Source organism: Streptomyces sp. NBC_00433, from assembly GCA_036015235.1.
GTDB lineage: Bacteria > Actinomycetota > Actinomycetes > Streptomycetales > Streptomycetaceae > Actinacidiphila.
In genome coordinates this window covers 5,616,002-5,640,607 of the sequence record CP107926.1, presented here as the reverse complement: position 1 = coordinate 5,640,607, position 24,606 = coordinate 5,616,002, and the positions used below count along the sequence as shown (strand labels likewise).

16 protein-coding genes are annotated in these 24,606 nt (G+C 73.3%); 6 read left to right on the top strand and 10 right to left on the bottom strand.

The genetic code is table 11. From position 1 onward, the window contains the following. Positions 1-11 precede the first annotated feature (11 nt). On the bottom strand, positions 12-2,117 hold the full coding sequence (locus tag OG900_24110; protein WUH92888.1) for an AAA family ATPase: 2,106 nt from the start codon (positions 2,115-2,117) through the stop codon (positions 12-14). A 330-nt stretch (positions 2,118-2,447) separates the two neighbouring features. Here OG900_24110 and OG900_24105 point away from each other — a divergent pair, with 330 nt between their 5' ends. From OG900_24105 to OG900_24090, 4 genes are all read left to right on the top strand, one after another. Then, complete coding sequence (locus OG900_24105) at positions 2,448-4,019, top strand: AMP-binding protein (protein ID WUH92887.1); 1,572 nt, start codon at positions 2,448-2,450, stop codon at positions 4,017-4,019. 73 nt (positions 4,020-4,092) lie between these two features. Beyond that, positions 4,093-4,620, top strand: a complete 528-nt coding sequence (locus OG900_24100) for a cupin domain-containing protein (GenBank protein WUH92886.1) — start codon at positions 4,093-4,095, stop codon at positions 4,618-4,620. A gap of 13 nt (positions 4,621-4,633) precedes the next feature. Further along, positions 4,634-6,637, top strand: coding sequence for an FAD/NAD(P)-binding protein (locus tag OG900_24095; protein ID WUH92885.1), 2,004 nt, complete (start codon positions 4,634-4,636; stop codon positions 6,635-6,637). Then, complete coding sequence (locus OG900_24090) at positions 6,634-8,013, top strand: adenylosuccinate lyase family protein (GenBank protein WUH92884.1); 1,380 nt, start codon at positions 6,634-6,636, stop codon at positions 8,011-8,013. The genes OG900_24095 and OG900_24090 overlap by 4 nt, the downstream gene beginning before the upstream one ends. Before the next feature lie 54 nt (positions 8,014-8,067). Here OG900_24090 and OG900_24085 read toward each other — a convergent pair whose 3' ends face one another. After that, positions 8,068-8,604 (bottom strand): YceI family protein, encoded by a 537-nt coding sequence (locus OG900_24085; GenBank protein ID WUH92883.1) that lies wholly within the window; start codon positions 8,602-8,604, stop codon positions 8,068-8,070. Positions 8,605-8,923: 319 nt separating this feature from the next. Here OG900_24085 and OG900_24080 point away from each other — a divergent pair, with 319 nt between their 5' ends. Both OG900_24080 and OG900_24075 read left to right on the top strand, forming a co-directional pair. Further along, positions 8,924-9,196 carry a hypothetical protein gene (locus OG900_24080; GenBank protein ID WUH92882.1) on the top strand — a complete coding sequence of 91 codons (273 nt, stop codon included), beginning with the start codon at positions 8,924-8,926 and terminating at the stop codon, positions 9,194-9,196. Continuing rightward, on the top strand, positions 9,193-9,585 hold the full coding sequence (locus tag OG900_24075; GenBank protein WUH92881.1) for a PIN domain-containing protein: 393 nt from the start codon (positions 9,193-9,195) through the stop codon (positions 9,583-9,585). The genes OG900_24080 and OG900_24075 overlap by 4 nt, the downstream gene beginning before the upstream one ends. 33 nt (positions 9,586-9,618) lie before the next feature. On the opposite strand, the gene OG900_24070 is transcribed toward OG900_24075, so the two are convergent. The 8 genes from OG900_24070 to OG900_24035 all read right to left on the bottom strand — a co-directional run bounded on the left by OG900_24070 (position 9,619) and on the right by OG900_24035 (position 24,491). After that, positions 9,619-10,680 carry an AfsR/SARP family transcriptional regulator gene (locus OG900_24070; GenBank protein WUH92880.1) on the bottom strand — a complete coding sequence of 354 codons (1,062 nt, stop codon included), beginning with the start codon at positions 10,678-10,680 and terminating at the stop codon, positions 9,619-9,621. Between the two features lie 100 nt (positions 10,681-10,780). Further along, positions 10,781-12,892, bottom strand: coding sequence for an MMPL family transporter (locus tag OG900_24065; protein ID WUH92879.1), 2,112 nt, complete (start codon positions 12,890-12,892; stop codon positions 10,781-10,783). A gap of 88 nt (positions 12,893-12,980) precedes the next feature. Then, complete coding sequence (locus OG900_24060) at positions 12,981-14,612, bottom strand: hypothetical protein (protein WUH92878.1); 1,632 nt, start codon at positions 14,610-14,612, stop codon at positions 12,981-12,983. A gap of 148 nt (positions 14,613-14,760) precedes the next feature. Further along, complete coding sequence (locus OG900_24055) at positions 14,761-16,278, bottom strand: FAD-binding oxidoreductase (GenBank protein ID WUH92877.1); 1,518 nt, start codon at positions 16,276-16,278, stop codon at positions 14,761-14,763. A gap of 94 nt (positions 16,279-16,372) precedes the next feature. Further along, the gene (locus OG900_24050) at positions 16,373-18,145 is read right to left on the bottom strand and encodes an FAD-dependent monooxygenase (protein WUH92876.1); all 1,773 of its coding nucleotides are present in this window, start codon (positions 18,143-18,145) and stop codon (positions 16,373-16,375) included. Between the two features lie 118 nt (positions 18,146-18,263). After that, positions 18,264-19,196: an aromatic prenyltransferase gene (locus OG900_24045; GenBank protein WUH92875.1), complete on the bottom strand. Its 933-nt coding sequence runs from the start codon at positions 19,194-19,196 to the stop codon at positions 18,264-18,266. Positions 19,197-19,289: 93 nt separating this feature from the next. After that, positions 19,290-21,155, bottom strand: coding sequence for an NB-ARC domain-containing protein (locus tag OG900_24040; protein ID WUH92874.1), 1,866 nt, complete (start codon positions 21,153-21,155; stop codon positions 19,290-19,292). Positions 21,156-21,515: 360 nt separating this feature from the next. Continuing rightward, positions 21,516-24,491: a winged helix-turn-helix domain-containing protein gene (locus OG900_24035; protein WUH92873.1), complete on the bottom strand. Its 2,976-nt coding sequence runs from the start codon at positions 24,489-24,491 to the stop codon at positions 21,516-21,518. Positions 24,492-24,606: the final 115 nt, after the last annotated feature.

Below are 24,606 nucleotides of genomic sequence, written 5' to 3'. Positions count from 1 at the left end.
TGCCGGGGAGATCACTGGTCCTGCGGCCAGTACCTGACGGTCTCCACGGGTCCCGCGTAGGCGCTGTCCGTCCAGGTGCGGGCAGCCGCGGCGCCGATCCTGCGGTGCAGATGGGCCCTGCGCAGCCGGCCGGTGGCACCGTAGAGCACCTCGGCGGTCAGCCCGTGCGTGAAGCGGAACCAGCCGAGCCGCTGCTGGTCCTCGGCGACCAGTCCCGCGGCGACCGCGGTGTCCAGTGCTTCGAGCGCCGCCTCGATATCGACCGAGGCGGCCTCGGCGACGACGCCGATGTCGAAGTGCCGCCCGGCGACCGCGGCCACCGCGAGCAGCCAGGCCACGGTCTGCGGCAGCCGGCCCACCCGGCGCAGCACCACCTCGCGCACCGGCACGGGCACCGGCACCGTGTGGGGCTGGTCGATCCGCTGGTCGAGGCGCTGGTCGGCGGCCAGCAGCTTGATCAGTTCCCGCAGGTAGAAGGGGTGGCCCTCGGTGCGGTCCCACAGGCCCTCGGCCGTGTGGCCGCCGACCTCGCGGTGCAGCATCGCGCCGGCGAGCCGCTGCGTCTCCTGGACGGTGAGTCCTTCCAGCACGATCCGGGTGGTCTCCACGCGGGCCAGCGCGGCGGAGGTCTCCGTCAGGGCCGCTTCGCCGGACCGGTGGCAGACCGCCACCAGCAGCCGTCCCGCGGGCACCGACTCGGCGAGGTGGGCCAGCAGCCGCAGCGAGCCGGCGTCGGCCCGGTGCATGTGGTCGAGCACCACGACCAGCGGTGTGACGAGCGAGGCGCGGGTCAGGTAGTCCACGACCGCCTCGAACCGCCGCAGCGTGGCGGCGTCCGCGTCCGCGCCGTCCGCCGTCCGGCGGCCGTCCCGGTCGAGCAGCTCGGCCACCGGGCCGGGCACGGACGGCTGCGGCAGGCGGGCGGCCAGCATGCGCAGCACCTGCTGCCAGGGCCACAGCGGCGGCGCCGCCACATGCTCCGGGCAGGCGCCCCACAGCACCGGTACGGGCGCGGACTCGGCGAAGTGCCGCAGCAGGCTGGTCTTGCCGATGCCCGGCTCGCCCGACACCGCGACCACCTGCCCGCGCCCCGCGGCGACCGCGGGCAGCGTCTCGGCCAGCTGCCGCAGCGCCTGCTCCCGTCCGACGAAGACCTCGACGGCCGCGACCCGCACGGGCGGCACCGTCCCGCCGACCCGCGGCATCGTCCCGCCGACCCGCGGCGCCGGCACGGCGGGGGCGCCGCCGCGTACGACCGGTGCGGCCGGGTGCCAGTCCAGGGCCGGGGCCTGGTTGAGGATCTCGCTCTCCAGGTGCTGGAGCGCCGGGCGCGGGTCGATGCCCAGCTCCCTGGCCAGCCGCCGCTGGTTGGTGCGCAGCACCGCGAGCGCGTCGGCCTGCCGGCCGGCCCGGTAGAGGGCCAGGCTCAGCAGCTCGCAGCCGTATTCGCGCAAGGGGTGGGCCTGGGTGAAGGCCTCCAGCTCCGCCACCGCCACCTCGTGGGCGCCGGCGGCCAGCAGCGCGGCGCAGCGCCCTTCGACGAGCGAGAGCCGCAGCTCCTCCAGCCGCTCCACCTCGGGCACCACGTGCGTGGCGTTGGCGACCTCCGCGTAGGCCTGGCCCCGCCACAGCGCGAGCCCCGCCTCGAACTCGCCGAGCGCCTGCCGCCGGTCGCCGCGGCCCCAGGCGTGCCAGCCGGCCGTCGCGCGCTCGCAGAAGCGGTGCACGTCGACCTGGACCTCGCGGCTGTCCAGCAGATAGCCCTGCCCGTGGGTGCGCAGCACGGTCGCGGGTGTCCTGCGGGCCCTGGACGGCTCAAGCACCCGGCGCAGGTTGGCCACATAGGCGTGCAGCGAGGTCCGCGCCGAGGGCGGCGGGCGCCCCTCCCACAGCTCCTCCAGCATCACGTCGACCGTCACGGTGCGGCCGACCCGGCTCACCAGCAGGGCGAGCAGCGCGCGCTGCTTGGGCGTCCCCAGGTCGACCATCCGGCCGTCGACCACGGCCTCCACCGGTCCGAGCGCCCGGAATTCCACCCTGCCGCGCCCGGCGCCCTGCTGGGGGGAAGCGGCGTCGGAGCCGCCCCCGGCGGCGCTGTCCTGCCCGACCACGAACATGGCCGCACCCCCGTGATTCGCGCAGACAGCCACCGATTGACGGGCCGGACACGAGCGTGTCCATCCGGTGACTCCATGTCAAGGAGGCCTGTCACAAGGCGTCATCCTTGCCCCACCGCTTCCGCGCCACGGGCGCCCGCGGCTCCGCACGGCACACCAGTTCACCCCCAAGCCGGCACCAAGCCGGTGGACAGTGCCGCGCAAGCCGGGTGGCCGATGCTGGACGCCTCGGAGCCCGTTGAGCGCGTCCACGCGCGCCTGCCGAGCCGGCGACGGCCCGAAGATTCCCTCTCATTCCTGGAAAGGGAGCTGGTCCCGATGATGGGCTTCATGGTCGACCGTGAGATAGCAAGGCGCGGTCTTCAGCTCGGCAGCATGCCGGAAATGGCCGCGGCCAAGAACAGCTCGACGCACCTCACCCTCGACCACGACCTCGACGTGCTCCCCGACGCGGGACGGCGCCTGACCGTGGGCCGGCTCGCGGAGCTGGTGGACGACCTGGCAGCACGGCTGGCCGTGGCGGGGGTCGGGGCGGGCGACACCATCGCCATCTACAAGTCCCCCAACTTCGACGTCTGGATGCTGGCCTCGGCCGCCGCCCGCGTCGGAGCGGTGCCGGTGATGCTCTCGCCGGCGCTCGACGGCAGGACGGTCGGCATCCTGCTCGGCCGCCTCGACCAGCCGCACCTGCTCACCGACCTTCCCAAGCTCGACGTGCTGGCCGACGTGCCGGTCAAGGACCTGGCGAAGACCGTGATCACCGCGACCGGCGAGTGGGCGGGCGCGGTCACACTGACCGAGCTGGCCGGATCACCGCGGGTCGAGCCGGTCTTCCGCGGCCTGGACGACCCGGCGATGATCACCCACACCTCGGGCACCACCGGGGTGCCCAAGCTGGTCGTGCACACCCCGCGGACCATGGGCGTGCGGCTGCGGCCGCAGTGGTGGCTGCTGTCGCTGATGTGGCGGCGCGACACCGTCGCGATCAACCTGCCCTTCGTGCACTCGCGGATGTACGCGGCGATGTCGCTGGTGCTGCTCAAGGCGATGCCGGTGCTGCTGATGAACAACCCGAAGCCCGACGCGGCCGCCGGGCTGCTCGCCGAGCACGAGCCGACCTTCATCGAGGCGCTGCCCAACGCGTTCATGGACTGGGAGCCGCTCGCCGACGACCCGCGGCGGCCGTTCGCCTCGGTCAAGTACTTCAGCAGCACCTTCGACGCGATCCACCCCAGGACCATCACCCGGCTCATCGCGGCCTCCAAGCGGCGGGTGCCGCTCTTCTTCCAGATCTACGGGCAGAGCGAGGTCGGCCCCGCGGTCGGCCGCCCGTACTTCAGCAAGTCGGCGGAGCGGATGAACGGCCGCTGCGTCGGCTACCCGATGCCGGGCTGCGCGAAGGTCCGGGTGGTCAGCCGGAACGGCAAGGCGCCGTCGAAGGACAACCCCGGTGCCATCGAGGTCCGTTGGGACGGCATCGCGCACAGCTACTTCGGTGAGCCGGAGCGCTACGAGGCCAACAGGCACGACGGCTGGTGGCGTACGGGCGACGTCGGCTACCGCACCAGGCGCGGCTGCCTGCACATGCTCGACCGCGAGGTCGACATGGTGCCCGACACCAGCAGCACCCTGGAGATCGAGGACCGGATGCTGAGCCGCCTCGACGAGCTGGCCGAACTGGTCGTCGTCATCGGCCCGAACTCCGAGCCGGTCCCCGTGGTCTGCACCGAGGGCGACCTGCCGCTGGACCGGGAGCGCTGGCGGTCCGCCGCCGCGGACTTCCCGCAGCTGGGCGACCCGGTCCAGATCCCGCAGGCCGAACTCCCGAGGACGGCGACGATGAAGGTCCGCAGGGTCGAGCTGTCGCAGCTGCTCCAGGACCAGTTGCAGAAGCGGGCGTGAGCCGCTCAACACCCGGCGGCGCGGACGCCGCCGCCGGGTGCGATCTCTTCAGCGCGACAGGGAGGGCAAACGTATGAAGGGCCTCATCGTCCCGCCGGGCCAGGGCAGGAAGCTGCTGACCAAGGCGCAGGACGTCACCTTCAAGGTCACCGGGGCGGACGGCGGCTTCGCCTCGACCTTCGAGGTCGTGGTGCCGCCGGGCTTCAACGTCGGCGCGCACGTCCACGAACACTCCACCGAGTTCTTCTACGTCCTCGAAGGAGAGCTGGACGTCTTCGCGTTCGAGCCGGTGGAGCGCACACCGGAGGACTGGCGGGACTGGAAGTCCCCCGACGGGGAGCAGATCCTGCGGGCCGGCCCCGGCAGTTGCATGCTCGTGCCCACCGGCACCCCGCACGCGTTCACCAACGCCACGGAACTGCCGGTGCGGATGCTCTTCCAGGCGTCGCCGCCGCCGGACCACGAGCGCTACTTCGAGGAGATCTGCGAGATCTTCGCGGACGGCAGGACCGTGGACTCCGGCGCGGTGCAGCGGCTGCGGGACCGCTACGACGTCCACCAGATCACCCCGCTCACCTTCGAGCCGCCCACCACCACGTGATCGGAGTGCCCTTGTGAGCGGCGGACGCATCGAAGTGTGCCTCGTCGGCGCGGGACCCCGCGGGTTGTCGCTGCTTGAGCGGCTGTGCGCGCAGGAGCGCAGGTCGCCCCGCAGCGGTACCGTCACCGTCCATGTCATCGACCCCGACCCGCCGGGCGCGGGCCGGGTGTGGCGACCCACCCAGTCCCGGCACCTGCTGATGAACACCGTGGCCTCCCAGGTGACGGTCTTCACCGACGCCAGCGTGCAGATCAAGGGGCCGCTGGAGCCGGGCCCCAGCCTCTACCAGTGGGCCAAGGCGCTCGGCGACATCGCCGCCGCGTCCGGCGCGACGTCCCCTGACGACGCGGCCCTGTCCGAGGCGCGGGCGCTCGGCCCCGACACCTACCCCACCCGGGCCCTCTACGGGCAGTACCTGACCTGGGCCTTCCGGCACGTCGCCGCGAACGCGCCCGAGCACGTGTCCGTCCAGGTCCACAAGGCGCGGGCGGTCGGCCTGGTCGACGGCGACGCGACGGCCGGCGGCGCGGGGCCGCAGACCGTGCTGCTGGACGACGGGACGCTGCTGACCGGGCTGACCGCGGTGATGCTGGCGCAGGGCCACGTCCCCGTCCGGCCCACCCGAGCCGAGCGGGAACTGGCCGACTTCGCCACCGTGCACGGCCTGACCTACGTGCCGCCGGCCAACCCCGCCGACGTGGACCTGTCGTGCGTCGCCCCCGGCGCGAGCGTCCTGCTGCGCGGCCTCGGCCTGAACTTCTTCGACTACATGGCGCTGTTCACCCACGGCAGGGGCGGCACCTTCGAACGCGTCGAGGGCCGCCTGGTCTACCGCCCCTCGGGCCGCGAGCCGCGGATCTTCGCCGGCTCCCGGCGGGGCGTGCCCTACCAGGCGCGCGGCGAGAACGAGAAGGGCGCGCACGGCCGTTACGCCCCCCGGCTGCTGACCGCCGAATACGTCGCGGCGCTGCGCACCCCCGCCACCGCCCGCGAGCCGATCCGCTTCGGCACGGGGCTGTGGTCGCTGATCGCCATGGAGGTGCAGAGCGTCTACTACGAGACGCTGCTCGCCACCCGGGAAACACCCTCCAAGGTCGCCGACTTCGCCAACCGCTACCTCAACTCGGCGCCGGGGGAGGCCGAGCAGCGGCTGCTCGACGAGGCGGGCATCGACCCGGCGGAGCGCTGGGACTGGGAGCGGGTCGCCCGCCCCTACGACACCGGCGACCTGCGCGACCTGGCCGCCTTCCGCGCCTGGCTGCGCGGCTACCTGGACGAGGATGTGCGCAAGGCCCACGAGGGCAATGTCAGCGGGCCGTTCAAGGCGGCCCTGGACATCCTGCGGGACCTGCGCAACGAGGTGCGGCTGGCCGTCGACCACGGCGGCCTGGACGCCGAGTCGCACCGCGACGAGCTGGACGGCTGGTACACCCCGCTCAACGCCTACCTGTCGATCGGGCCGCCCGCCTCACGTATCGAGGAGATGGCCGCGCTCATCGACGCGGGTGTGCTGGAAGTGACCGGGCCCGGCATGCGGGTCGACACCGACCCCGAAGGACCCGCCTTCGTGTGCACCTCGACGGAGATACCCGACGTGCTGGTGCGGGCCACCGCGCTGGTCGAGGGCCGCCTGCCCGACATCGACCTGCGCCGCACCGCCGACCCGCTGATGGCCCAGCTGCTGCGCACCGGCCAGTGCCGCCCCTACCGTGTGCCCGGCGCGGACGGCCACGACTACGAGACCGGAGGCCTCGCGGTGACCGAGCGCCCCTACCGCCTGCTGGACGCCCGCGGCAGGGCGCACCCGCGGCGCTTCGCCTACGGGGTGCCCACCGAGTCCGTGCACTGGGTGACCGCGGCGGGCATCAGGCCGGGCGTCGGCTCGGTCACCCTGGAGGACTCCGACGTGATCGCCGCCGCCGTCCTCGCACTGCCCGCGCCGGAACCGCCCCCGGTGCGGCTGCCCGAGCAGGTCGTCCTCACCGGGCAGGGCACCGCCGCCAAGGTGACGTCATGACCGCGGAACCGTACGCCGACACCGGCCTGCTCTCCCCGGTGCGGGTCGGCACCCCCGTGGAGGCGGCGGTCGGCGACACCGCCTGGCTGCAGGCGATGCTCGACGCGGAGGCCGCGCTGGTCCGGGCCCAGGTCCGCTGCGGCACGGTCCCCGCGCACGCGGCCGCCTCGATCACCGCGGCGGCCCGCGCCGAGAACCTGGACGTACGCCGGCTGGCCCTGGCCGCGCGGGAGACGGCGAACCCGGTCGTCGGCCTGGTCGCGGCGCTGACGTCGGTGGTCGCGGCGCAGTCCCCCACCGCGGCGGAGTACGTGCACCGCGGGTCCACCAGCCAGGACATCTTCGACACCGGCGCGATGCTGGTGGCCGCCAGGGCGCTGCGGCTGATCGGCGCCGACCTGCGGGCGGTGGCCGCGTCCCTGGCCGCCACCGCGGCCGCGCACCGGGACACGGTGATGGCCGGCCGCACGCTCGCGCTGCACGCCGTGCCCACCACCTTCGGGCTCAAGGCGGCGGGGTGGCGGCAGGTGGTGCTCGAAGCGGCCGACCGCGTCGACCGGGTCGTGGCGGGCGGGCTGCCCGTCTCGCTCGGCGGCGCGGCCGGCACCCTCGCGGGCTACCAGCAGTACGCCGGGGACGACGCGGCGCCCGACGCCGTCATCGACCTGGTGGCCGCCTTCGCCGACGAGACCGGCCTCGCGGTCCCCGTGCTGCCCTGGCACACCCTGCGCACCCCGATGGCCGACCTGGCCGCCGTACTCGCGCACACCGCGGGCGCGCTCGGCAAGATCGCCGCTGACGTCCTGGTGCTGTCCCGCACCGAGATCGGCGAGGTCGCCGAGCCCGCGGGGGCCGGCCGGGGCGTGTCGTCGGCGATGCCGCAGAAGCGCAACCCGGTGCTGGCGACGCTGATCCGCTCCGCCGCGGTGCAGGTCCCCGCGCTGGCCGCGGTCCTGCCGCAGTGCATGCCGGCCGAGGACGAGCGGGCCGCGGGCCTGTGGCAGGCCGAGTGGCAGCCGCTGCGCGAGTGCCTGCGGCTGACCGGCGGGGCCGCGCACACCGCCGTGGAGCTGGTCGAGGGCCTGACCGTGCACCCCGAGCGGATGCGCGCCAACCTCGCGGCGACCGGCGGCCGGATCGCCGCCGAGCGCGTGTCGGCCGTCCTGGCACCGCGGTTGGGCAAGGCGGCCGCCAAGGAGCTGCTGGCGGAGGCCTCGGCGCGGGCGGCACGCGAGGGCAGGGAGCTGGCCGACGTGCTGGCCGAACTGCCGCGGCTGCGCGGGGTGCTGGACGCGCAGGAGCTGGCCGCGCTGCTCGACCCGGCCGCCTACACCGGGGCGGCGGGGCCGCTGGTGGACCGGGCCCTGAAGCAGTGAGGGAGGGGACCGGCCGCGGTCCCCTCCCCTCTTGCGGCTCGCCTGACGCGCCCGTCAGTCCTGCTTGACCGCCGTGATCTCCAGCGTGATCAGGGTCGTGTCGTTGATGAAGAGCGAGCCCTTGGTCACGCCGAGCGCCTTGTTGCTGACCTGGGTGGCCGCGGAGAAGGCGGCCACCGCCTCGCCGTCGGCGCCGGCCTCGAAGCCCTTGGCCGCCAGCTTCAGCGTCACCTGCTTGGTGACCGCCAGCGCGGTCAGGTCGCCGTCGACCAGGAAGCCGTCGCCGTCGACCCGCACCCCGGTCGAGGCGAAGGTGATCGTCGGATACCGCTCGGTGTCCAGATACCCGGCGTGCTTGAGGTCACGGTCGCGGTTGGGCATCCCGGTGTTCAGCGAGGCGGTTCTGATGACCGCGCTGACCGAGGAGTCGAGGGGGTTCTCCGCTAACACGACGGTGCCCTCGAAGTCGTCGAAGGTACCGCGGGTCTTCCAGAACCCGAGTGCGCGCGCCAGGAAGGCGACTTCGGTGCGGGCGGCGTCGATCACCCACGTGCCGGCTTGGTAACCGGGAATGCTGACCTGCGTGGACATGGTGTGGAGTGCTCCTCGCGGTGAAGTCGAACCGGAACGGCTGGTGAGATCGGTACGGGAGTGGTCACGCCGTCCTCTACGGGAGGTCCCGCGGAACGGGCTCGCACACTGCGTCACCAATCATGACACGCACTGATCCACAACCTCACGCGGCGTCAGAAACGGCGGATTATCTGACGCCAAAATGCCCCTTGACGTGGCGCGTTCGGCTCAATCCGCGGCCGCGTGCGCGATGGCGGGCGCCGCGGCCGCCGCTTCCCGCGGCGCGGCCGTAGCCGTAGTCGTAGCACATTAACAATCTATTTGTTAAGCTAGACCCATGGCTGCTTCCCCCGCCCCTGGCGAAGGCCCTGTCCGCCCGGTATCCGTCTCGCTCCATGAAGGCACGATCGCGGCTCTCAGGGAGCGCACCGGCAAGCGCGGTATGTCCGCGTACGTCGAAGCCCTCATCCAGCGCCAACTGGAGCGCGACCGGCTGCGCGAACTCATCGAGGACGCCGAAGCCGAACACGGTCCGGTCGGCCAGGCGGCGGTCGAGGCCAAGCGGGCCGCCTTGCGCGGCGACACCGCCGACTCGGTGCACGCGGCGTGAGCGGCACGCTCGTCCTGGACTGCGAAGGCCTGTCCGGACTCGTACGCCGGAACCCCGAACTCACCGAGTGGCTGGCCGCCGCCGAGGCGGAGGACATCCGCGTCGTCACCAGTTCGGTCACGCTGGTCGAAGCTCGCGACCCCAGGACCAACCAGGCCCGCTTCGACTACGCCGTCTCGCGGGTGAACGTCATCCCGCCCAGTGAGGCCGTCGCCCGCCACGCCAGCAAGCTCCTCGCCGCAGCCGGGCTGCACGGCCACAAGTACGCCCTCGACGCCATCGTCGCAGCCACCGCCCTCGCCTCCCCCGCCCCGGCCACGGTCCTGACCTCGGATCCCGAGGACCTCCTCGTCCTGTGCGGACCGAAAGTCCGCGTCGCCAAAATCTGAACCCGCCTGTCGCGGACTCCCCGCGCCCCGGGGCTACTGGACCCGGCCCGGGGCCCTCAGCTCCGGTGCCTGCCGGAGGATTTCGAGCTCCAGGTGCTGGAGGGCGGGGCTGGGGGAGATGCCGAGGTCCTCGACCATGCGCTTCTGGTGGGCCCGCAGGACGGACAGGGCGTTGGCCTGGCGGCCGGCGCGGTAGAGGGCCAGGCTCAGCAGCTCGCAGCCGTATTCGCGCAAGGGGTGGGCCTGGGTGAAGGCGGCCAGTTCGGGGACCGCGAGCTCGTGGTTGCCCACCGCGATCAGGGTGGCGCAGCGGCCCTCGATCATGGACAGCCGGAGTTCTTCCAGGCGGACGGCCGCCGGGGTGACATGGCGGGCGGCGGCCACCTCGGCGTAGGCCTCGCCCCGCCACAGGGCCAGGCCGGCCTCGAAGGCGTGCAGGGCGCGCTGCGGGTCGCCCCGGTCGAGCGCCTGCCAGCCGGCGGTGGCGCTCTCGCCGAAGCGGTGCGCGTCGACCTCGACGGCGCGGCTGTCCAGCAGGTAGCTGCGGCCGCGGGTGCACAGCACGGTGGCGGGGGTGCGCGGCGCGCGGCGGGGTTCCAGCGCGCGCCGCAGGTTGGCGATGTAGGCGTGCAGGGAGGTGATCGCGGACTGCGGCGGGTGGCCGTCCCACAGCGCCTCGACCAGCATGTCGACGGAGACCGGCTGGCCGACCTGGCTCACCAGCAGGGCGAGCGCGGCGCGCTGCTTGGGCGCGCCCAGGTCGACCAGCCGCCCGTCGACGTAGGCCTCGATCGAGCCGAGCACCCGGAATTCGACCGCGGCCGCGGGGGCGGCCACGGGGCTGAGCACGGGGCGGGACGACGGGTCGGCGGCGGCCGTGAGGCGGTCGTCCCTGCGCCGGGGCGAGATGTCGAGTTCCAGCGCCTTGCTGACGTAGCTCTTGAGCGTCTCGTTGGCCCGCCTCAACTCCCAGACCTCACGCTCCAGTTCCGCTATCCGCCGGGCGCTGCCGCCGGGGCTCTCACTGCCCTGGGGCCGCTGCCCGGGGATGGTCGGCTTTCCGTGCTCCTCGACCGCCACCGGAACGGCGGTCAAGGTGCGGCGGACTTCTCTGTCCAACGTTTTTGCGAGCATGGAGACTGCCCCCGAGAGTGAGTGTCCGGACATGCCCCGGACGGCGCGTTCGGCAGGTTGCTTACCTGCCGCTGAGCGTGGGAACGGGATCGACGCCGCCCGCCGTCGGCAGGGCTTCGTCCTGGCGCCTGAAGAGGTCGCTGGGCCACCACATCCAGCGGCCCACGTCCAGGGTGAGCGCGGTGACCAGCACCGAGCGGACCACGATCGTGTCGAGCAGGACACCGAAGGCCACCGCGAAGCCCAGCTCGGCCGCGAAGACCAGCGGCAGCGAGCCCATCGCCCCGAAGGTGCCGGCGAGCACCAGGCCCGCCGAGGTGATCACACCGCCGGTGGAGGACAGGCCGGTCAGCGCGGCCCGCCTGGTGCCCTGCCGCTGCGCTTCCTCGCGGATCCGGGTGACCAGGAAGATGTTGTAGTCGATGCCCAGGGCGACCAGGAAGACGAACGCGAGCAGCGGGAAGGACGCGTCGGCCCCGGCGAAGTGGAAGACGTGCTCGAACATCAGGCTGCTCACGCCCAGGGCCGCGCCGAAGGACAGCAGCACCGTCGCCATCAGCACCAGCGGCGCGACCACCGCCCGCAGCAGCAGCCCGAGGATGAGCAGCACGACGATCAGGACGAGCGGGATGATCACCTTGTCGTCGCGGGTCGCCGCGTCCTCGGTGTCCACCATGATGGCGGTGCTCCCGCCGACCTGCGCGTCGGCGCCGGCGATCCGGTGGACGGCGGTGCGTGCCCGGTCGACGGTCCGCATCGCCGCGTCGCTGCTCGGCTCGTCCTTCAACTGCGCGAGCAGCACCGCCTCGTCGCCCTTGACCAGCGGGTCCTGGACCCCGGCGAAGCCGGACACGCCGCCCAGCGCCGCCTTGACCTGGTCCGCCGCGGCGGCCTTGGCCACGACGTAGACGGGGTCGCCCGACCCGGCGGGGAAGTGCTGGGCGCGTACGTCCTCGCCGACCGCCATCTGGGGCTTGTTCGTGAACTGGTCCTTGTTGGCCAGGCCCGAGGCGTCGAGCCCGAGGGTGCCGAGCGCGAGGGCCGCGAGCGCCAGCGCGGTGCCCGCCCACACCAGGCGCGGGCGCCCGGCGACGGCCTTGCCGACCCGGCTCCAGACACCCTCCTTCAGCACCGCCTCGGCGCCGTGCGCCGGCTTGGCCGGCCAGAAGATCCACCGGCCGCAGGCGACCAGCAGGGCCGGCATCAGGGTGACCATGGCGAGCAGGCCGACCACGACGGCGACGGCGCAGGCCGGGCCCATGCCCTTGGTGGAGTTCAGCTCGGCGAAGCTCAGCAGCAGCAGGCTGACCGCGACGGTCGCCGCGCTGGCCACGATCGCCGGGCCCGAGCGGTAGAGCGCCTCGGCCATCGCCTCGTGCCGGTCCTCGTGGCGCAGCAGCTCCTCGCGGTAGCGGGAGATCAGCAGCAGCGCGTAGTCGGTGGCGGCGCCGAAGATCAGCACGACCAGGATGAAGCTGGTCTGCTTGTTGATGACCAGGCCGGCGTGCCGCGCCAGCAGGTAGATGAGCGCCTCGGCGCCGAGCAGCGCCACCCCGACGGTGACCAGCGGCAGCAGGGGGAGCAGCGGGCTGCGGTAGGTGAGCAGCAGGATCGCGACGACGACCACGGCGGTGATGGTGGTCAGCGCGCCGCCGCCGCTGAAGGCCTTGATGGAGTCGGCGCCGTAGCCGGCCGGTCCCGCGACGTGGAAGCCGAGGCCGTCGGCGCCCTTGCCGCCGACCACGGTCATCCGGTCGACGACCTTGCCGAGGCCCTCCCAGCCGGTGTTGTCCTTGTGGACCTGGAAGACGGTCTGGATGGCCTTGCCGTCGTCGGACCTCACCGGGCCCTGCGGCTGTCCCACGACGTTGTCGATGTCGAGGAAGGCCTTGGCGTCGGCCTGCGCCTTGGCCATGTCGGCGTCGGTGACGCCGCCGGCCCGGTCGTAGACCACGATCGCCGGCACGGTGTCGGTGGGCATCAGCTTCTCGGCGCGCTGGACGACCGCGGTGGACTCCGCATTGCCGGGCAGCCAGGCCGAGTTGTCGTTCTGCTCCGCGCCGGTGAGCTTCCCGGCGAACATCATCGCGGGAACGAGCAGGACGGCCCAGATCGCGATGACGACCCACTTGCCCACCCGTCCGCTGGGCAAGGCGGCCAGTTTTCGCAGCATGCCGATTTCTCCGAGTTCTTGTGGGGGCGAAAGATGTCACAGGGCTGCCCCGGCCCCCTGACCAGGTGTCAGGAGGCCGGGGGGCCCGTCATGCGTGCACGACGGTCCGCGGGTCGAGGACCTGCGCCCGTACGTGCCCCAGTGCCAGCAGCACCGGGATGTCGGTGAGCAGCGGGAAGTGGTAGGCGAAGGGGCGCGGGCCGACCATGTCGGGCGGGCCGCCGTAGCCGCCGTCGGCCTTCTGCTGCGCGAGCAGCCACGTCAGGGCCCGGCTGACGGCCGCCGGGTCGTCGGAGTAGCACAGCGTGATCAGGCCGTAGGCGGTGCTGATGTCGTCGCTGGGGTCGCCGGGCTGCATGCCCCAGCCGCCGTCGTCGTTCTGCGTGTCGCGCACGGTCCGCTCGATACGGGCGGCCATCGCGGCGGCGCGCAGGTTGTCGGGGGCCGCCGTGCAGGCGGCGAGCCGTACCCGGAAGAGGCTGTGCAGGCGGCTGCGGCTCCAGCCGGGCTCGAAGCCGCCGTCGGCGAACTGGTTGTCGGCGAGGAAGGCCAGCGCCCTCTCCCGGGCCGGCGCGGTCGCCGGGTGCGGGGCCATCGCGCAGATCGCGGCGGCGGTCATGCACGGCTCGGAGGAGGCGCCCGCGACATAGGTCGGGAAGCCGCCGTCCGCGCCCTGGACGGCCAGCAGGGCGTCGATGCCGCGCCTGATCGCACCGGCGTGCGTGACCGGGTCGACGGCCTGGAGGAACTCCAGGGCGCAGGAGGTGTCGTCGACGTCGTTCTGCGCGACGACCGTCGACATCGACCAGCCGCCGGTCAGCGCCGCGCCGCGGGACAGGGAGCGCAGCGGGGCGCCGCCCTGGTGGGCGCTGAGCATCGCCGCCATACGGCCGAGCAGCGCGGGGTCGGCGCCCGCCGCGTGCAGGGCGAGGCCGCCGGTGGAGGTGCACCAGTTGTGCATCTCCAGGACGAACGGGAAGCCGCCGTCGGCGCGCTGGTGGGCCAGCAGCGTCTCGACGCCGCGCCGCACGGTCTCCTCCTGGCCGGGCCGGGCGGCCAGCGCGTGCAGCGCCAGCAGGTGCATCAGCGCGTAGCCCTCCCACACCGTGCCCGCCGGGTCGGTGGCCAGCAGGGTTTCCAGGGCCGCCTCGGTGACGCGGTTCCGCACGCCCATGGCGCCGGCCAGGATCAGGGTGATGGACGCCTGCTGCACGGCGGCCCAGGAGTGCAGCGGGTCGGTGGGCGCCTGCCCGCCGCCCGGGAGTTCGGCGTCGGCGGGCAGCGGGCAGCCGAGCACGGAGAGCACCGCGTAGACCATCAGGCGGCGGCGTACGGAGATGAAGCCGGGCGCGGCGGCCAGCACGCCGGACGCCAGGGTGCCGACCATGGCGCTGTCGCCGCCGGGCTCGCGGCCCGCGGCGCCGCCGACGGCCAGTGAGGCGAGCACCATGTCGAGCCGGTCCTGCGACTCCTGGTGGCCGCGCAGGTAGGCCAGCAGGCGGTCCCTGGCCGGGGACTTCGAGCCGATCCGGGTCAGCAGGGAGAGGGCGAGCGCGGATTCGAGCACTCTGCTCTCGCAGGTCTCGCGGATCGCGCCGTCCGGGTCGGCTCTGCCGCTGACGTGGGCGACCAGCCGCGCGGTGGCCTGGCGCACCGCGTCGGGGTCGATGTCGTCGGAAAGCCGCAGCGGGGCCGGGCGCGCAGCGTTCGCAATCTTCATGGAGTGCTCCTGTCTGGGCCGGCCGAACCGGCGGAAGGGCTGGTGGCGCTGTGAGGCGGCGCGCGGAGCGCGCGCAAGCGCGGGGAGGCGCGAAGGAAGGGGGCCCGGCCCCGCCCCGGTGCGACCCGGGGGCGGGGCCGGGCGCGGGTCAGCGGACGCTCTGCGCGAACCGGAAGAAGCCGTAGGGGTCGTACTTCGACTTGACCCGGGCCAGCCGCGAGTAGTTCTCGGCGTAGTAGGAGCGCCGCCAGTCCGGCAGGCGCGGGTCGATGAAGTTCTGGTAGGTCTCGCCGTTGGAGTAGGGGTCGATCGCCTTGAAGCCGCCGTCGACGTACGCCCAGGCGGCGTCCTTGGCCTCGGTGGGGACCGGGGCCGCCGCCTCCGAGGTGAGGAAGCTGACCGAGAAGAGGCTGTCGCGGTGGACGTAGGCGGAGTGGTCGCGCGGCAGCGTGTTGGCCTGGCCGCCGAGCGCGGAGATCTGCAGCTGGCGCATCTGCCCCGCGTAGCGGTGGTCGACGAAGGCGTCGAGCGCCTTGGACCAGCCCTCGCGCGGCATCGAGTCCTCGAACAGGCGGCTGCGCCAGGCGCCGAAGGCCGGACGCTGGATATGGCCGCTCGTGGAGGTGTCGACGCGGTGGCACTGCTGCACCGACAGCTCCGTGCACTGGTAGAGCTGCATCAGCACGTTGCGATAAGGGGCGGTGAACTTCTGCTGGAAGACCGTGGGCCGGCCGACCAGCGACAGCAGCCGGGCGATCTCGGCGTCGAAGGCCGGCCCGGTGTCCACCGAGGCCAGGAAGACCGCGGCGCTCGGCACCGTGCCGGGACCGGCGTCGGTGAGCGTGACATTGACGCCGCTGCCGATCGACCAGGGCGCGTCGGGCAGCCACTTGGCCCAGCCGTCCAGCATGTCCAAGGCCTGGTCGAAGGGCCACACCATGTTGATGGCGGCCACGTTGGTCAGCGGCGAGGGGGTGACGTCGTAGGAGGTCACGACGCCGAAGTTGCCGCCGCCACCGCCGCGCAGGGCCCAGAAGAGGTCCTTGTGGGAGTCGGGCGACGCGGTGACCGTACGCCCGTCGGCGAGCACCACCTGCGCCGAGGTGATCTTGTCGGCCGCGATGCCGACACTGCGGGTGAACAGCCCCATGCCGCCGCCCTGGAAGAAGCCGCCGGCCGCGACGGTGGGGCAGTAGCCGCCGGAGATGCCCAGGCCGTTCGGCGCGAGGGTGTCCATGATGTCGACGAGCTGGGCGCCGGGCCCGATCCGCACCGTGCCGTCGCCCGGCACGACGGAGTTGAGCGAGGAGACGTCGACGACCAGGCCGCGGGTGGTGGAGTAGCCGCCGGCGCTGTGGCCGCCGCTGCGCGCGGCGACGGGGATGCCCTCGCCCTCGGCGAAGCGGAGGCAGGCGGCGACGTCGGCGGCGGAGGCGCAGTAGGCCACCGCCTTGGGGTTGGTCGAGTCGAACTCGACCTGGTAGAGCTGCTTGGCCTTCTGGTAGTCCGCGTCGGTGGGGAGCACCAGGCGGCCCTGGAGGCGGTCGCCGAGCCGGCTCCACTTGGTGGCGGAGCCGTTGGCCTTGGCCTGCGTCGCGCCGGCCAGCACCGTCCCGGCCACCGCGGCGCCGCCGGCGCCGGCGAGGAAGGACCTTCTGTTGATCATGCTGCTTCTTCCGTCTTCGTCAGGGCGTTCCGCGCGGGACACGCCTGATCGGGCGTCTGGTCGGGTCTCGAAGGAGGCAGGCCGGGGCGGGAGGTCACGAGGCCCGGTGGCCCAGGACGAGGGAGAGCGCCTCGGTCAGCGCGCCCGCCGGGTCGGTCTCGGCGCCGGTCGCGCGCCAGGCCACGTGCTGGTCGGGGCGGACCAGGACGGCACCCGCCCCGTCCGTCCCGCGCAGCTGCTCCCAGGCGCCGTCGGCGTCGGCGTAGTCGGCGCCCTCGCCGATCCGCACCGCGGTCAGCGGGACGGAGAGCTTCTCCGCCGCCAGCGTGGCGGCCTCGGTCCACGCGGCCCCGTCAGGGCCGGTGATCAGGACGAAGCCGGCGGCCGGGCCGACCAGGTCGTGGGTGGAGACCCGCTGCCCGTCCCGCTCGACCCACGCGTGCGGCAGCAGGTGGCCGGGGCGGGTGGTGGGCCGGTGGACGTCGCCCAGCGGCGAGCGGGCCGGCGGGCGGCTGCCGTCGGGGACGACCGCGCCCTGCTCGTAGGAGAAGCCGGTCTCCACGTCGAGCGCCTGGCACTCGCCGCGGTGGGTGGCGAAGATCTCCGCCGCCCTGGCGCGCTGCGCGGCGCCGATCGGGGTGGGCGCGAAGAAGCCGAAGAACATCTGCGCGCGGCGCTCCGGCGGCACGTGCGGGCCGAGGCCCAGCGCGGCGTCGATGACGACCAGGTGGTTGGCCGAGGCGGACATCGCCCAGCCGAGGTTGAACTGGCCGACGGGCCGGCGCTCGGCCTCGTAGGCGTCGAGCAGGCTGTCGTCGGCGCTGCCGGAGATGACCGAGGCGAGCTTCCAGGCGAGGTTGTGCACGTCCTGGATGCCGGAGTTCAGGCCGAGGCCGACGGCGGGCGGCTGCCGGTGGGCGGCGTCGCCTGCCAGGAAGACCCGGCCGTGGCGGTAGTGCTCGGCGAGCACCGCCTCCACGGTCCAGCTGGTCACCTGGTGCAGGGTCAGCTCCAGGTCGGGCAGGCCGAGGACCTCGCGGATACGGCCGGTGACCGCCTGCTCGTCATCGCGGTCGATGCCCGCGAGCGGCAGGTGGATGCCCCACTCCTCGCAGTTCTTGCCCCAGGTCGGGCCCATCTCGATGAGCGCGCTCGACAGGTCGGGGCGCATCGGGTTGAGGAACCAGGTGATGAGGGAGCCCTCGTTCCACCACTGCGACAGGTCGGCGGAGAAGTAGGCCGTGGTCGCGTCGAAGAGGGCGGGCATGCCCTCCATGCGGGCGCCGACGGCCGGGCCGACCGTGCGTCCGGCGTCGGCGGCGATGACGTAGCGCGCGACGACCGTGGTGGTCTCGCCGGTCTCGGCGGAGCGGATCTCGGCGGTGACGCTCTCGCCGCCCTCCTCCTGGGTCAGCGAGACCAGCTCGTGTCCGAACAGCACCTTCCCGGGGTTGCGCTGCTCGGCGTGCCGGCGCAGCACCGGCTCCAGGCGCAGCTGGGGCAGCTTGACCGGGAGCACGGGTCCGGCCGCCTCGTACGCCTCGCGCAGCGCGCCGCCGCCGAAGCCGTCCATCTCGTGGATGAGCCGCCCGTCGAGCGGGCCCTGCCCGGTGAGCGTGGTCTGCCAGCGGACCTTGCCGAACTGCTCCGGGCCTGCGCCCAGTTCGAGCACGTCGTCGGCCAGGCCGTGCTGGCGGAAGATCTCCATGGTGCGCTGGTTGACGTAGTGCGCCTTCGGCAGGCGCGAGGTGTCCGCGCGGCGCTCCACCAGCAGGTGGCCGACGCCGGCGTCGGACAGGAAGGTGGAGGCGGACAGTCCGGCGCCGCCGCCGCCCACGATCAGTACCGGAACTTCTACGGTGCCCAAGGTTTCGTCCTTCCGGGAGTGCGGCCGGGCGGCAGGAAGCATCCGACGTCCGCCGGGCCATGAGGAGTTCGAGAAAACGAGCGACGCCATTCAGGCGGCGGAAGCGAGGGGGGCGGGGCTACACCGGGTCCGCGAGGACTCCCTCGGGCAGCTGCATGATCTCCGGCACGCCGGAGCCCCACCGGTAGTAGGACTGGAGCTTGTAATATTCGCCGTCGGGCTGGGAGGCGACCGCGTAGACGAACTTCGTCTCCGGGTCGGAGGCGCGCACGTGCCGCACGAACAGGTCGATCCGGTCGTCGAGTTCGACGGGCAGGCTGCCGGGGTCGGTCGTCGCCACGGCGAAGGAGATCCGCTCGATCCGCGGGGAGTCCCAGCTGAGGGTCACGTAGACGCCGAAGGCCTGCTGCCCGAGCCGCAACGCCTGCTCGGAGGGCTCGGCCTGGTCGATCTCGCGCAGCATCGAGCGCACGGACCCGGGGGCGATGCCGCCCTCGGGCGGTTCGCCGAAGTAGATGTTGACGGTACGGCCGACGTAGTCGATGCCGAGCAGGCCGACGGTGTCGCCGAGGCCGTGCCGGGCGATGAAGTCGAGGCTCGCGCCCAGGCTGGGCGGCATCGAGGCGATGCCCGCGAGCTTGGCCACGGGCTGGAGTTCGGTCCTGGGCAGCACCACCCAGATCTTCTTGAACCCTTTGACGACACCGAAGTCGATGCCGTAGCCGTCGACGGGGCAGTTCTCGCTGATGTCCGCGAGCAGCCGGGAGACGGGGTGGTCCGTCTCCTCCAACAGGCCGTTCTTCAACGCGAGTTCGTAGGGGTCGGTGTCGTGCGGCACCGTGAAGCGGCAGTCCAGCTCGCCCGCGCGCCGCGCGCCGGTCGACACCCGGAAGGCGACCACGCCCTGGGCGAGGTCCCCGCCGTAGAGGTCGAGGATGCGCCGCACCTTGTCGCGCGCGTAGTCCACCTCCAGCAGTCCGGCTGCTTCCTCGATGGCCGAGTGCAGCGCCTTGATCGCGCCTTCCTGAGTGGCCGGGGCCGCCTCACTCATGGCGTTCACCATCCTTGGGATTCATGGCGGCCAGCCTCAGCCATCCATCTTGAACAGACCTGTCACCGGACTTGCCGTCCGCTTGGCGCGGGGTCACCGGGGGAGCTCCCTTCTGGGCAGTTCGCCTGCGTGCAGCAGGAAGAGGGGGTGGAACCGGTAGCGGTCCTCGCCGAGTGCGGCGCTGTCCGGCTCGGAGGTGAGCAGGCAGGCGTCGACGAGTTCCTCCAGGGCGCGCTCGACCCCGTCCAGGCCGATCACGTCGCCGGCGAGCCGGGCGGTGAAGGGCCCCGGGCCGACCGCGGAGAGCCAGGGCAGCACGGCCGCGGTGATCGGGCTCAGCCGCGACAGCGCCCGGTCGAGGGTGCGCGGCAGGTCGAGGTCGCCGTACGACAGGGCGGCCAACCGGGCTCGCGGGTCCGCGAGTTGGGCCGCGAGCCGGGCCACCGTCCAGTGCGGGCGGGCGGCGAGCCTGGCGCCCGCGATCCGCACGGCGAGCGGCAGCCCGGCGCAGTAGCGCACCAGGTCGCGTGCCGCGGGGAGTTCGGCACGGATACGGTCGGCGCCGACGGTCTCGGCGAGCAGCGCCACCGCGTCCTGGTCGCCCAGCGGCTCCAGCGGGACCGTGCAGGCGGCCGGCACGGTCACCAGCCGTCTGCGGCTGGTGACGAGCAGCGCGGTGTCCGGGCTCGCGGGCAGCAGCGGGGTCAGCTGCGCGTCGCTCGACGCGTCGTCCAGCACGACCAGCAGCCGTGAGCCCGCGGTCAGCGCGCGGTAGCGGCGTACGAGGTCGGTCTGGTCGTGCCCGTCCCGCTGCCCGGCCTCCGCGGTGTCGCCCAGCGCGGAGAGGATCTCGGCGAGCACGGCCGCGGGGGCGCGGGCGGCTCCCCGCGCGTCCTGGAGGTCGGCGTGCACCACCCCGTCGGGGAACGACTGGGCGCAGCCGTGGGCCACTTCGGCGGCCAGTGCTGTCTTGCCGCTGCCGGGCATCCCGGTGACCAGGGCCGCCCTGAGCCGGGAGACCGGGCCCGCGGGCCTGCGCAGCAGCAGCGACCTGAGCCGTGCCGCCTCGGCCTTGCGCCCGGTGAAGGCGGCCGCCCGCACCGGCAGCACGACGAGCGGCCTGCGCGGCTGCGCGGCGCCCTCGCCGCGCAGCATCCGCAGGTAGGCCTTGCTGAGCTGCTGGCCGGGCACCACCCCGAGCTGCTCGTCGAGTATCCGGCGGCCCTCGGTGTACACCTGCACGGCCTCGGCCTGCCGGTCGCAGCGGTGCAGCGCGGTGATGAGGTGGGCGCGCAGGTTCTCCTCCATGGGGAAGCGCGCCACCAGGGAGAGCAGTTCGGGCACCAGGGAGCGGTGCCTGCCGGTCTCCAGGTCCGCCTGGATGCGTCGCTCCAGCGCCTCCGCCCGCAGGAATTCCAGCCGCGGCCGCTCGGACTGGAGCAGGTGCTCGGTCACGTTGTCCAGGGCGTGGCCGCTCCAGCAGTCCAGCGCGCTGCCGAGCAGCCGCCCTGCCTCCTCGTGGCGGTTCTCCCGCAGGGCCTGGCGGCCGAGGCGGTCGAGCCTTTCGAAGGAGAAGAGGTCGACCTCGGCGCCGCGGGCGTCGAGTACGTATCCCGGGCCTTTCCTTGAGATCCGCTCCGCGTCGTCCCCGAGTATTTTCCTGAGCCGGGAGACGTACGTGTATATCTGGGAGTTCGAGGTGGGCGGCGGCGCGTCCCCCCACAGTGCGGCGCTCAGCCGGCCGTCGGCGACCAGGGCGCCGCGGGCGAGCAGCAGCACCGCGAGTACGGTGTGGATCTTCGCCCCCGGCAGCGGCACCGCGGTGCCCGCCCGGGTCACCGACACCGGCCCGAGCAGCCGGAATTCGAGCGCATGCGGTGGTTCCGCGTGCAGGTCGCCACGGTCGGCAGGACCGTCGGCGGGCCCGTCAGCGGGCCCGTCGGCGGTCCTGACGGCCACTCCCCCAGAGTTCAGCACAGTGCGGTCCCGTCTCACGAACAATCCCGGCGAAATCTGTCCGTGACGGTATCCGCCGACTCTTTCTCCGCATTATCGAGTCGATTTCGGGCACGCGAAATCGCCGGGAAACCGCGCCAAAAGCGGCCGCGCCTAGGGTTCGAGCCAAGAGCCGTCCGGAGGAATTACCGAGAACTCATAGGAGAGTCATCCATGCGAAAGCCCCGTTCGGTCGCAGCGGCGTTCCTCACCACCGCGCTCCTCTTCCTTCCGCTGCTCCTCGCCCTCGGCAACAGCATGGGCACGAACGACCTGCCCTGGACGTGACTCTCGTCCAGGGCAGGTCGGGCCCGCGGGCCGGGATCAGCAGCCGTGCAGCAGCTCGGCCAGCACCAGCCCCTCGATCGGGCCGTCCGCGTCATGCGACTCCAGCGCCTCCCGCAGCCGGCCCGCACGCCGCACCCACACCGGGGCGTTGAGGGTACGGAACTCCTGCTGGGCCCACTCCAGCGGCGCGTCGGCGCCGGTGCCACCGGTGATGGCCTCGGCGCAGGCCAGGTTGGTGGTGATACGGGCCTGCAGGAAGCGGTCGTTGACCTCTTCCGCGGCGCGCAGCCCGCGCAGCAGGCTGGCGCGCGCCTTGTGCGGCTCGTTCAGCCGCCACTGCGCCTCGCCGAGCACGCACAGCCCGTGGGCCTCGCCCAGGCGGTCGCCCTGGCCGCGGGTGAGGCCCACCACGTCGTGGCAGACCCCCACCGCCTGGGCCGACTGCCCGGCGCTGAGCAGCGCCTCGGCGAGGCGGTAGAGATTCTGCGTGCGGCTGCGCAGCGACCCGGCCTCGTAACTGACCTCGATGGCCTGGTTGCTCAGCTCCACACCGCGCTCGGGATTGCCCAGCTCGATCTCGATCTGGGCCAGCAGCCCCAGCGCGTGCGACAGCCCCGAGGAGTCCCCGGCCTGCCGGAAGAGCACCAGGGCCTCCTCGCAGCGGCGGGCCGCCTCGGCGAGGTCGCCGGAGAAGCGGGCGCACACCGCGAGGTTGCGCCGCACGATGGCCCGGCCCTGGACGTCGTCGGTCTGCTCCAGGTGGACCAGGGCGGTCTCCAGGCGCTCCCGCGCCTCCTCGTAGCGGCGCTGGTAGATGGCCAGCGTGCCCAGCGAGCGGAGCATGGTGCCGGCCCCGCGGACGTCGCCGACGCGCCGCGCGCCCTCCAGCGCGCACTCGGCCGTGCGCTGCCAGTCCTCCAGGTGGTTGCGGGTCTCGAAGAAGGAGACGGAGCCCACCGCGAGGACCCAGGCGCGGCCGGCCTGGTCGCCGCGCGCGGCCTGCGCCACCAGCGAGCCGAGCACCTCCCGCTCGCCCTCGAACCACTCGATGGGGTCGGCGACCAGCTCGCTGACCGTCCCGCCGGGGATCTCGGCGGTGTACGCCGGGACGTGCGGGGCCACCTCGCCCTTGCCGTACAGCTGCTCCTGGGCCGCGTAGACGAGGGTGAGCATGGCGGACAGGACGCGGTCCAGGGCCTGTTCGCGCTCCTGCGCGCTGTCCTCGGCCAGGCAGCGCTCCTGGGCGAAGAGCCGCATCAGGTCCTGGAAGCGGAAGCGTGTGCCGCCGCCCGGCGCGGGGCAGGTCTCCAGCAGCTGAGCGGCGGCGAGCTGGTTGAGCAGTTCCTCGGAGTCACCGGGGGTCACGCCGAGGACGGGGGCGCCGATCCACGCCGGGAGGTCGGGCACCTCCAGCATGCTCAACTGCCGGTAGAGCCGGGCCGCCTGTACGGACAGGGCGCGGTAGCTGAGCCAGAGGCCGGAGCGGACGCCGCTCTCCCCCGTGCTGAGCACGTCGAGCCGCTCGCGGCGGTCCTCCATGCGGGCCGCCATCCTGCGCAGCGACCACTGGTTGTCGGACAGTAAGCGGGTCGCCACGATCCGCAGGGCCAGCGGCAGGTGGTCGCACAGGTCCACCAGCCGCTGGGCCGCGGCGGGTTCGGCCGCCACCCGCTGGTCGCCGATGGTGGCGGCGAGCAGCCCGAGCGACTCGGCCGGGCTCATCACGTGCAGCTCGACGCGGACCGCGGCGAAGGCGCCCGCGAGCCCGTTGAGCGGGTCGCGGCTGGTGAAGAGCGCCCGAGCGGGGCCGCGTCCGGGCAGCAGCGGGCGGATCTGTTCCAGGGAGCCGGCATTGTCCAGGACGACGAGCAGCCGCTTGCTGTCCAGGGTGCTGCGGTAGAGCGCGGCCCGGTCCTGGAGGCCGGCCGGGATCGACGGTCCCGCCACACCGAGCGCGCGCAGCGCCCGGTCCAGGGCCGCCTCCGGTGTGACGGGGCCGCCGTTGCCCGGCAGGTCCTGGAGGTCCAGGTAGATCTGCCCGTCGGGGAAGCGCTCCGCGACCCGGTCCGACCAGTGCAGGGCGAGCGCGCTCTTGCCGACGCCGGCCGCGCCGCAGACCGCCGCGATCCGCACCGGCAGGCCGCCGCCCTGGCCGGGCGCCGGCTGCACGAGCCCTTCCAGCAGCTCCAGTTCGGCCTCCCGGCCGACGAACGGCTCGGGCGGCAGCGGCAGTTGCCGCGGTACGACACCGGGAGCGGGCACGGGCGCGGCGACGGGCCGGGGCGGCGCCGTGCGCACCGGGGCGGGACCGTCGCCCTCCAGCACCTTGCGGTGCAACTCCTGGAGCTCGGGGCCGGGTTCGACGCCCAGTTCCGCGATGAGGATGCGGCGGCCCTCACGGAAGCAGTCGAGCGCCTCGGAGCGGCGGCCCAACTGGTCGTAGGCCCGCATCAGGACGGCACGCGCGTGCTCGCGCAGCGGGTGCTCGGCCACGACCGGGGACAGGTTCGCCACCACCGACCGGTAGCGGCCCTGCTGGAGCTGCACGGCGGCGTACTCCTCCGCCAGGTCGATGCGCAGTTCGGTGAGCCGGCTCACCGCCCCGGTGAGGGCGCCGCCGTCCATGCCGTCGAGCACCGGTCCCGACCACAGGGCGAGCGCGTCCTCGAACCTTGCCGCTGCCGCGTCCGGGTCGCCTGCCTCCGCGGCGGCCCCCGCGGCCGCCGCCGATTCGTACAGGTCGACCACGTCGACGTAATGGCCCGCCGTGTGCAGCACGTAGCCCGGCAGCACGGTCTCTATGAGGCCGTCCACACCCGCCTCGTCACGGAATATCTTGCGCAGCGCGGACACGCAGATGGCGATCTGGTTGCGCGCTGTGGCGGGCGGCTCGCTGTGCCAGACGGCCTCCGCCAGTGAGTCCACCGAGACGACGCGTCCCGGTGTGAGCAGCAGCACGGCCAGAATCGTGCGCTGCCGCGCGCTGCGTAGTAGTAGTGACCTGCCGTCCACGCTCACCTTGAGCGGGCCCAGCACCTGAAAAGATAGCCAGGGTGACACACCGTCCCCTTCCCGGGGCGGCGCACGCCCCGCCCCCCCGCGGGAGACATTGCAGAGTCATTGTGTG